Origin of the sequence: Jiangella rhizosphaerae, from assembly GCF_003579925.1 — a bacterium.
GTDB lineage: Bacteria > Actinomycetota > Actinomycetes > Jiangellales > Jiangellaceae > Jiangella > Jiangella rhizosphaerae.
The window spans coordinates 1-6,705 of sequence record NZ_QUAL01000359.1 but is presented as its reverse complement, the minus strand read 5'-3'; the positions used below and the strand labels follow the sequence as shown (position 1 = coordinate 6,705).

The window sequence follows — 6,705 nt, the reverse complement described above, 5'->3', positions numbered from 1 at the left end:
CCCACACCCCGGCGGCCGCCAGCGCGGCGCCGCGCCGGCCGAACACCTCGGCGGGCGGCCCGTCGTCGACGACGCCGCCCCCCGACTCCAGCACGACGACGCGGTCGACCAGCCCCGCCGCGGCGTCGACCCGGTGCTCGACCAGCAGCAGCGTGGTCCCGGCGCCGGTCAGCGCCGCCTCGACGGCCGACAGGACCGTCGACGTCCCGGCGGGGTCGAGGTTGGCGGTCGGCTCGTCCAGCACCAGCACCGCCGGGCGGCGGACCAGCGCGCCGGCCAGCGCCAGCCGCTGCTGCTCGCCGCCGGACAGCGCGGTCGTCGGCCGGTCGCGGCCGTGCCGGAAGCCGACCCGCGCGAGCGCCTCGTCGACCCGCGGCCAGATCTCCTCGGCCGGCACGCCGGCGTTCTCCAGGCCGAACGCGACGTCGTCGCCGGAGCGCGACATCACCAGCGACGCCTCCGGGTCCTGCAGCAGCATCCCGACGCGGTCGCGCGCGGCCGCCGCCGGCACGCCGCCGACCTCGATCGTGCCCTCCTGCTCCGCCGCGGTCTCCGGGTCGAGCAGCCCCGCGACGGCGCGCAGCACCGTCGACTTGCCCGCACCCGACGGCCCGACCAGCAGCACCCGCTCGCCGGCGGCGATGTCGAGGTCGACGCCGCGGCAGGCCCAGGCCTTCCGGCCGGCATAGCGCCAGCCGAACCCGCGGACCCGGACCGCGGCGCCGCCCGCTGACACCGTCATCAGATCTCGCTCTGTGTACGGCCGGCCGCGAACGGCGCCAGCGCACCCGTCCGCGCCAGCGCCCGGACCAGCAGCCAGCCCAGTCCGCCGGCGACGACCAGCCCGGTCGCCACCGCGGACAGGACGTACACCAGCTTCCAGTCGGCGGCGTAGGTCGAGACGTACACCGTGATCTCGTAGAGGCCCATCGCCAGCCCGGCGCCGCCACCGGCCAGCACCGCCGCCACCAGGCCCCAGCGGCGGTAGAACAGCAGCGCGAACACCAGCTCCGCGCCCAGGCCCTGCCAGACGCCGGACATGAACACCGACAGACCCCACGCCGAGCCGAAGAACATCGAGACCGTCGCGGCGACGACCTCGGTGTAGAGCGCGGCCCCGGCCTTGCGGACGACCAGCCCGCCGACGACGGCCGGGATCAGCCACACGCCCGCGATCAGCGGCTGCGCGGGAGACCCGGTGAGCGGCCCGCTGATGGCCGAGTAGACCACGTTGTTCCAGATGGCGAAGACCACGCCGAACACGACGCCGATGACGGACGCGACGACGATGTCGACGGTGCGCCAGCGGTGCCGTCGCAGCTGGACGGTTCCCGGCTCGCTCATCGGAGAAAGCTCCTCTCGTACGGTCGTACGACGAGGGGCCCTCGAAGACGCGGCACAGCGCGCCACCACGGGACCAGCCCGTGGGACGCGCTGCTGCGGTCGAGGTGTCGACTTCCTGCGCCGGCATTACCCGGATCAGGTTCGAGGGTCTGCGGGCCTGTCCCGCACTCTCAGCGCTGCAGCGCTCCCCTGTCGTGGGTATTCAGTTGTCTCGTGAACGAGATTACACCCTTTGGTCACACCGGCGTTGATCAGCGGTAACGTCCGGAAACCGGGCTCGGGGCCACTCCGGCCAGGTCACGTTTCGGTGACGACGTGGCCCGAGCGTGGGTATGCTCCATCAGGCGCTCCAGCCGGAGCCGCCTCGCGCTCACACCGAGCCGACCCCGCAACGAAGAGGTCAGCCGCACATGCAACTGGTCGTTCGCCGACTGGCTGCAGCCGGTTCCGTAGCGCTCGTGACCGTCGCCTTGACGGCGTGTGCATCCGGCCCGGAACACCCCGCGGTCTCGCCGCTCGCGCAGATCAGCGTCGAGCAGGGACTCACCGAGGCGCCCAACGGCATCGACGAGTTGGCGCCCGCCGAGGTGCTGCAGCGGTCGCTGACCGCCATGCGCGCCACGGGTTCCTACCGCGTCTCCGGCACCACGGTCGGCGGCAACACCATCGACATCGCGTTCAAGGACGGCGTCGGCTCCGTCGGCACCGTCGGTTCCGACACCACCGTCCAGCTGGTCGCCACGCCGGGCGCGGTCTATGTCACCGGCGATCCCGAGAGCCTGGCCACCTACGTCGGCGCCGACGTCGACACCACGCTGGCCGGCAAGTGGCTGCTCATCTCGCCCGAGGCGGCCTCCAGCTTCGCCATCTTCGCCGACGGCTCCGCGTTCGCGGCCGCGGTGCTCGGCGCCGACGACCCCGACAGCCTCACCGCGGTCCGCGAGGTCGACGGACAGCCGGCGGTGGGCCTGCTCTTCCCGCAGACCGGCGGCACCCTCTGGGTCGCCGCCACCGGCGAGCCGCTGCCGCTGCGGCTGGAGGAGAAGGGCGCCTCGGCCGGTGCCGGCGTCATCACCTTCTCCGACTACGGGACGGAGGTGGCGGTCACGCCGCCCGCTGAGGACGCCGTCGTCGACCTCACGAAGATCCCGGTGCCGTCGGCCACCCCGACCCCCACGTCGTGACACCGCGGCGTCACCAGGCTGTCGTACGGATGGGTTAATCTTCCCTCGTGGAGCTGGTGGGTACGGTCGCCGTGGGCCTGACCAGACTGTTCGGCAGCGTCGAGCCCGACGGCCTGTCGTCGCTACCGCTCCGCGGCCCGGCCATCGTCGCCGTCAACCACACCACCATCGCCGACGTCCCGCCCGTCCTGGCCACGCTCTACCGTGCCGGGCTACGGCCCAGCGTGCCCTGCCACCGCGACGGCTGCGGCGTCACCCACGGCCACGTCCGCTTCATGGCGTCGTCCCTGGTGTTCGCGAACCCGTTCATCGGACCGCTGGCCCGGCAGGCCGGCATGATCGAGGTCGGCGGCCGGCAGGCCGGCGCGGCGGCGCTCAAGGCCGCGCACGACGCGCTCGACCGCGGCGAGGTCCTCGGCATCTACCCCGAGGGCGACGTCTCCGCCACCCCCGACGGCTCGCCGCGGCGGTTCCGCTTCGGCGTGGGCCGGCTGGCGGCGGACTCGAAGGCTCCGGTCATCCCGGTGGCCCACCACGACGCCCGGCGCATCGGGTCGGGGTCCATCGCGCGCAGCCTGGGCGGCGCGCTCACCTCCATCGTCCGGCGGCCGACCATCAAGCTGCGGGTCGGCAAGCCGATCCTGCCCGACGAGTTCACCGGCCTGCCGCTGCGCGACGTCGTCGAGCTCATCCAGGACCGCGTCACCGACGTGTGGCGCTCGGTCTCGGGCGAGTCGCTGCCGCGACTCGACGTGGACCAGAAGGAAAAACCATTGTGAACGCGGCGGCGTCGATGCACTGTAGAGGCGGGTCCGCGCGCGCGGGCACCGCCAGCGATTGGTCCAGATTTTGCCGTTCCGTTCCCTGCCGAGCGAATAGGCCACACTAGAGTCAGAGCGGCGAGCCCTGACACGGGCTCGGGAAGGAGGCGTGTGCGCTATGAACACACTCGTTCTCAACGCCTCCTATGAACCGCTGGCCGTGGTCTCGGTGCGCCGGGCCGTCATCCTCATCCTCACCGAGAAGGCGGTCGTCGAGCACGCCGACACCGAGAAGCTCATCCGGTCGGCCACGCGCGAGCTGCCGACTCCGCTGGTGGTCCGGCTGCTCCGGTTCGTCCGGGTGCCGTACCGCCGCAAGGTGCCGTGGTCGCGCAGCGGCGTCCTCGAGCGCGACGGACGGCGCTGCGCCTACTGCGCCGGCCGGGCCAACTCCATCGACCACATCGTGCCCACGTCCCGCGGCGGTGCCCAGCGCAGCTGGCTGAACACCGTCGCGGCCTGTGTGTCCTGCAACCAGCTCAAGGCCGACCGCACGCCGGCCGAGGCGGGCATGACGCTGCTCGTCGAGCCGTTCGAGCCCAAGGCGCACCGCGCGCTGGTCCTGGCGCTCGGCATCACCGCGGCCGAGTCGCTGCCCGAGTGGCTCGTCGCCTCGACGGCCTAGGGTGCGTGTCCCCGCCCCACCCTGCCTCGTCCCGTGTCGCCCCCTCAGCAGCGACGTTCCGGCGATGTCATGGGCGAATGAGCCGTCCGATGATCGCTCTCGCGAGTACTGTCGGCCACTAGGAGGTGTGTCATGGCGAGTCCCGTTCCCGGTCTGCCCACCGGCATCGTCGTCGGCACGTACGACGACTACCCCGCGGCACAGAAGGCGGTCGACTATCTGGCCGACCAGAAGTTCCCCGTCGAGAACCTGGCCATCGTCGGCAGCGACCTCCGTCAGGTCGAACGGGTCACCGGCCGGCTGACCTGGGGCAAGGCGGCCCTCGGCGGCTTGGCGACCGGTGCCTGGCTGGGCCTGTTCGTCGGACTCCTGCTCGGCCTGTTCACCGACGAGGGCTGGCTGGCGATCATCCTGCTCAGCGTGCTGTGGGGCGCCATCTTCATGATGATCTTCGGGCTGGTCGGCTACTGGTTCACCGGTGGCCGCCGCGACTTCACCTCGCAGAGCGTCACCATCGCCAGCCGGTACGAGGTCTACTGCCAGCACCAGCACGCCGACGAAGCGCGCAACCAGCTCGCCCGGCTGTCGCTGCAGACCGGCACGCCCTAGAGCCAGTTGCGGCGCTTGAAGTTGACGTAGAGCGCCCAGCAGATCCCGGCCATCAGCACCATCACCGCCGGGTAGCCGAAGCTCCAGTGCAGCTCCGGCATGTCGCGGAAGTTCATGCCGTAGATGCCGGCGATGGCCGTCGGCACCGCGATGATGGCCGCCCACGAGGTGATCTTGCGCATGTCGTTGTTCTGCGCCACCGACAGCTGCGCCAGGTTCGCCTGCAGCATCGAGCTGATGATCTCGTCGTAGCCGTTCAGTTGGGCCCGCAGCCGTTCGACGTGGTCGCCGACGCCGCGGAAGTAGGTCTGCACCTTCACCGGGATCAGCTCCGGCGCGCGCTCGGTCAGCGACCGGACCGGCAGCCCGAGCGGGCCGACCGACCGCTGTAGCTTCAGCAGCTGCCGCTTGGCGTGGTAGATGCGGCTCGCCTGGTTGCCGCTGACATCGTCGAACACCGCCGCCTCGATCTCGGTGAGGTCGGCCTCGAACGCCTCCGCCGTCTCGGTGTACTCGTCGACGGTGGCGCCGGCGGCCGCGTAGAGCACGGCGGCCGGGCCGTGGCCCAGCAGCTTCGGCTGGTCCTCCAGCCGCGCCGCGATCGACGCGACGGGGTCCGGGTCGCCCTCGCTGACGGTGACGACGACGTCGGGCCCGGCCAGCACCGTCAGCCGGCCCGCGTCGCGCACGCCGCCGTCGTACCGGACCCGGCGCAGCACCAGGTACACCAGCCCGTCGTAGTGGCCGAGCTTGGTGCCCTGTCGTTCGTCCATCGCGTCGTCGACGGCGAGCGGGTGCAGGCCGAAGTCGGCCGCGACGCGCCGCAGGTTGTCGGCGGCCGGTTCGTGCAGGCGGACCCAGACGAACCCCTGCCGCTCCCGGGCCGCGGCGACCGCGCCGTCGTAGTCCTCGCCGGTCTGCCGCCGGCCGCCGCGGTAGAACGCCCAGTCGCTCACCGTCACGGTTGCCTCCTCGCCGAGCGGACTCCACCGCTAGCGTTACCAGCATGGCGACCTTCCGGCACCCGGATGGGCAGGCTCACCGTCCCGAGATCTGGCTGGTCCGTCACGGCCAGACCGAGTGGAGCCGGGACGGCAAGCACACCAGCAGCACCGACCTCCCGCTGACGCCGGACGGCGAACGGGCCGCCCGGTCCCTGGCGCCCAAGCTGGCCGACGCCGCGTTCGACCTCGTGCTGTCCAGCCCGCGCCGGCGTGCCCGGGTGACGGCGCAGCTGGCCGGCTTCGCCCCAGAGATCGACGACGACCTGCGAGAATGGGACTACGGCGAGTACGAGGGCATCACGACCCCGCAGATCCGCGAGACCGACCCCGGCTGGTCGCTGTGGACCGACGGCGCCCCGGGCGGCGAGCGCCCGGAGGACGTCGAGGCGCGGGTCGACCGGCTGATCGAGCGGCTGCGGTCGGCACCGGGGGAGCGGGTCCTGGTGTTCGCGCACGGACACATCCTCCGGGTGGTCGCGGCGCGATGGACCGGCTGGCCGGTCGCGGCCGGCGGGCACCTGCGCCTCGACACCGCGACGGTGTCCGTCCTCGGCTGGGAGCGGGAGACGCCGGCGATCCACCGGTGGAACGCCCCCTGACGCGTTCTGTCCCCTAGCTGCGTTGGGGCCCGTCCCCCTGCTGGGTTGGAGCCCGTCCCCCTGCTGCCCGATTGTCTTGGCCGCGCACGCGCGCCTCAAGTCCGCGGCCTCTGCTGGGTGCTCTTCGCTTCTGGTTGGGGGCCTTGGACTTGACCCGCGCGCACGCGGCTCAGAACGGGCAGCTATCAGGGGGACGGGGGAAGAGCGGCGACGGTCGCCTCGGGCGTCGGCCCCGTCACGGTGTGGCGTTGGTGTCGTTGAGCGTCCACGTGGTGAGATTTCACCGTGATTCGGGGGCCATCACGAGGATCACCCCAGCGTCAATACCCCTACAGTCATGGTGAAGCTCACGTAATCCTCGTGATGTAGGCGATCGCCGATGATCATGGCCGTCTGCAGCCCGACAAACGGTGCGAAACTGTGAGCCGACATCGAAAACGCTGATGACGGCGTGGCCGATCATGAAGACTCGGGCGTCACCAGCGATGCCGTGTGACCGGGCGCGGGCGGCGTCGCCGT

At 71.9% G+C, this 6,705-nt stretch carries 8 protein-coding genes and 1 riboswitch; of the genes, 5 read left to right on the top strand and 3 right to left on the bottom strand.

What is annotated here, in order from left to right; genetic code table 11:
* Both DY240_RS25115 and DY240_RS25110 read right to left on the bottom strand, forming a co-directional pair.
* On the bottom strand, positions 1-742 hold a 742-nt coding region (locus DY240_RS25115; protein WP_147375517.1), incomplete at its 3' end, for an energy-coupling factor ABC transporter ATP-binding protein.
* Entirely contained in the window at positions 742-1,344 is a 603-nt protein-coding gene (locus DY240_RS25110; protein WP_119662433.1) for an ECF transporter S component, read from the bottom strand. The genes DY240_RS25115 and DY240_RS25110, both read right to left, overlap by 1 nt.
* A 95-nt stretch (positions 1,345-1,439) precedes the next feature.
* Positions 1,440-1,545: riboswitch (TPP riboswitch) on the bottom strand.
* A 257-nt stretch (positions 1,546-1,802) separates the two neighbouring features.
* Here DY240_RS25110 and DY240_RS25105 point away from each other — a divergent pair.
* The 4 genes from DY240_RS25105 to DY240_RS25090 all read left to right on the top strand — a co-directional run bounded on the left by DY240_RS25105 (position 1,803) and on the right by DY240_RS25090 (position 4,583).
* Positions 1,803-2,528 (top strand): hypothetical protein, encoded by a 726-nt coding sequence (locus DY240_RS25105; RefSeq protein WP_119662432.1) that lies wholly within the window; start codon positions 1,803-1,805, stop codon positions 2,526-2,528.
* Between the two features lie 47 nt (positions 2,529-2,575).
* Positions 2,576-3,307 carry a lysophospholipid acyltransferase family protein gene (locus DY240_RS25100; RefSeq protein ID WP_119662431.1) on the top strand — a complete coding sequence of 244 codons (732 nt, stop codon included), beginning with the start codon at positions 2,576-2,578 and terminating at the stop codon, positions 3,305-3,307.
* 160 nt (positions 3,308-3,467) lie between these two features.
* On the top strand, positions 3,468-3,974 hold the full coding sequence (locus DY240_RS25095) for an HNH endonuclease (RefSeq protein WP_119662430.1): 507 nt from the start codon (positions 3,468-3,470) through the stop codon (positions 3,972-3,974).
* Between the two features lie 132 nt (positions 3,975-4,106).
* Positions 4,107-4,583: a general stress protein gene (locus DY240_RS25090; protein WP_119662429.1), complete on the top strand. Its 477-nt coding sequence runs from the start codon at positions 4,107-4,109 to the stop codon at positions 4,581-4,583.
* On the opposite strand, the gene DY240_RS25085 is transcribed toward DY240_RS25090, so the two are convergent.
* Positions 4,580-5,545 carry a magnesium and cobalt transport protein CorA gene (locus DY240_RS25085; protein WP_119662428.1) on the bottom strand — a complete coding sequence of 322 codons (966 nt, stop codon included), beginning with the start codon at positions 5,543-5,545 and terminating at the stop codon, positions 4,580-4,582. The genes DY240_RS25090 and DY240_RS25085 overlap by 4 nt on opposite strands.
* A gap of 44 nt (positions 5,546-5,589) precedes the next feature.
* Here DY240_RS25085 and DY240_RS25080 point away from each other — a divergent pair, with 44 nt between their 5' ends.
* Positions 5,590-6,186: a histidine phosphatase family protein gene (locus DY240_RS25080; RefSeq protein ID WP_119662427.1), complete on the top strand. Its 597-nt coding sequence runs from the start codon at positions 5,590-5,592 to the stop codon at positions 6,184-6,186.
* Positions 6,187-6,705: the final 519 nt, after the last annotated feature.